2 protein-coding genes are annotated in these 2,719 nt (G+C 75.6%); both read right to left on the bottom strand.

Annotation, left to right across the window (positions count from 1 at the left end; translation table 11 throughout):
- Positions 1-94: 94 nt before the first annotated feature.
- Positions 95-1,342 carry an amidohydrolase gene (locus AC2CJA_RS25950; protein WP_484605104.1) on the bottom strand — a complete coding sequence of 416 codons (1,248 nt, stop codon included), beginning with the start codon at positions 1,340-1,342 and terminating at the stop codon, positions 95-97.
- A gap of 176 nt (positions 1,343-1,518) precedes the next feature.
- Positions 1,519-2,685: a hypothetical protein gene (locus AC2CJA_RS25945; protein ID WP_484605105.1), complete on the bottom strand. Its 1,167-nt coding sequence runs from the start codon at positions 2,683-2,685 to the stop codon at positions 1,519-1,521.
- Positions 2,686-2,719 lie beyond the last annotated feature (34 nt).

The following is a 2,719-nucleotide window of genomic DNA, read 5'->3' as shown; positions in this document are numbered from 1 at the left end:
GCCCGGCCCCGGCAGCCCTGCGGCAACGGGCCGCCGTGCCGCGGGGCCTGGGCGTACCCCCGGCCCCCGCCGTACGGTCCCGGGCGCCCGTGCCCTACTCGCGCTCGGCGTCCAGCAGGGCGGCGGCCGTGAACAGCTCCACGCCCGCCGCGATGGCGCTCTCGTCGACGTCGAAGTCGCCCTGGTGCAGGTCGCGCGGCGCGCGGTCGCCCGGCGGGCGCACCCCGAGGCGGGCCATCGCGCCGGGGACGTGCTCCAGGTACCAGGAGAAGTCCTCGCCGCCCAGGCTCTGCTCGGTGTCCTCGACCGAGCCGTGGCCGCGCCGGGAGACCATGGCGTCGCGCAGCAGCTCGGCGGTGGCCTGCTCGTTGACCACCGGGGGGACGCCGCGGATGTAGTCGAGTTCGAACTTGGCGCGGTGCAGCGTCGCGACCTCGTCGATCGCCGCGTGCACCAGGTCGGGCGCGACCCGCCATGCGGGCAGGTCCAGGCAGCGGATGGTGCCGGACAGCTCGGCGTGCTGCGGGATGACGTTGGGGGCGTGGCCCGCCTCCAGCCGTCCCCAGGTCAGGGCGAGTCCGGCGCGGGTGTCCACACGGCGGGAGAGCACCGCCGGGACCTCGGTGACGATCTTGGCCGCCGCCGTGACCAGATCGGTGGTCAGATGCGGGCGCGCGGTGTGGCCGCCGGGTCCGTCGAGGGAGAGCTCCAGCCGGTCGCAGGCGGAGGTGATGGGGCCGGCGCGCAGGCCGATGCGTCCGGCCTCGACCTTGGGGTCGCAGTGGACGGCGACGATCCGGCCCACCCCCTCCAGCACCCCCGCCTCGATGGCGTCGGTGGCGCCGCCCGGCAGCACCTCCTCGGCGGGCTGGAACAGCAGCCGCACCGAGTGCGGCAGCTCGCCCCGGCGTGCCAGGCCGGCCAGGACGATCCCCGCGCCGAGCACGGCGGTGGTGTGCACGTCGTGGCCGCAGGCGTGCGCCCGGTCCGGGACCGTCGAGCGGTAGGGGACGGTCTTGGTGTCGGGGATGGGGAGCGCGTCGATGTCGGCGCGCAGCGCCAGCATCGGGCGCACGCCGCGCCTGGTGTCCGCCCCGCCCGGGTGGATGTCGCAGATCAGTCCCGTGCCGCCGGGAAGCACCCGGGGGGCGAGCCCGGCCTTCTCCAGCCGCTCCCTGATGGCGGCGGTGGTCCGGAACTCCTGGTGGCCCAGCTCGGGGTGCATGTGCAGGTCCCGGCGGAAGGCGATGAGCTCGGCACGGAGGGCCTCCGGCACGGCGCCGGGCAGCGCCGTCTCATCGGTGGTCCGGATACTGGACTCTGGCGACAACAACTGACTCACCCTGTCGAGGGTAAGCCCAGGTGACAGCCGTGTGCAGAGAGAACAGCGAAAGTTCACCCTCCGTAGAGGAGAAAAACGAACCGGCGGTCGCATACGGCCTGATGCGGATGGGTATGACCTCCGATTCCGCTCGGCTCACCCCGTCCGGTATGCGGGACGGGGCGCGCCCACCGCGCTCACGGGGCGGGCGGGGCCGACGGCAGCCGCCGCACCCCCCGCGCGGTGCCGGTGACACCGGAGAGGAAGCCCCGGGCGCGTGGCGAGGCGCCCTCCGTCAGCCAGGCCGGGTCCACGTCGCAGACCGCCACCGTCACCCCGGTGCCGGCCAGGGCCAGCGGGAGGGTGTGGACGACGGTGGAGGGGAAGCTCACCATGGTGCGGCCTACGGGGCCTCGGCGGGCCACCAGTTCCAGCGGGAGGTCCGGCCGTACGATCTCCAGCCCCGTCCCCGACGCTATGCGGTGCAGCTTCTCCGGGCTCTCGCGGCGGTGGGCGAAGTAGCGGGTGGCGCCGTGGGCCCGGGTCAGGGAGGCGACGGCCTCCAGATAGCGTTCGGGATCCACCACACCGGTCTCCACCAGCGAGGTGCCCACCAGGTCGGTGCCGCCGGTGAGCGCGGGCGGGCCGAAGCGGGCGCGGGTCCAGGCGAAGTCGTTGCGGGTGACGGAGACGTGCTCGGGCGCCTCGACCGGCATCGAGCTGAACACCTCGACCCGCTGCTGCGCAGACGGTGTCATCCGGCGGCGGGCGGAGGCGGAGACGGGCGCGAAGAGCGCGGCACGCGCTCCCCCCGCTCCCCTGCGGTGCCATCGCACCAGGCGCTCGCCGCGGGCGAGCTGGGTGACGAACTCCATGGTGGCCGTCCCGTCGTCGACCACCACCACGCCCCCCGGTCCCCCCGGTCCCGGCGCGGCCCCCTCGGTGCGGGCGAGGGAGAGCAGCAGCTGCACGTACCGCGAGAACGGGTCGCCCACCACGATCCGCGCGGCGCGGCGCAGCGGGCCCAGCAGGGAGGCGACCGTCCGCAGCGGCGCGCCCGCGCCGCCGCGCGCCTCCTCCCAGCGGACCGTGATCCCCTCGTCGCGCGCCAGCTCGGCCATCCGCCGCAGCTGGCCGCGCGTCATCGCCTCCCGCGGCGGCAGGACGACCACGGTCAGGCCGCCGCTCACCTCCCCCGTGCCCCGCGCGGTGTGGGCCCGGGTGTGGGCCCACTCCAGGACATTGAGGAGCTGCACCGGGCTCTCGACGAAGGCGAGGGTGCCCGTGCGGCGCGCGGGGCGGCCCGCTCCCCCGGGCCGGCGGCCGGGGCGCGCCCCCCGCCCCTCCCCCGCCGGGGCTCTTATAAACAACACCGAGCCCACGAGACCCAAGAGGTGT

The sequence above is a fragment of the Streptomyces sp. ATLC9 genome (genome assembly GCF_057196705.1).
The sequence above is the reverse complement of the archived record's forward strand: the minus strand, read 5'-3'. Positions and strand labels throughout refer to the sequence as shown.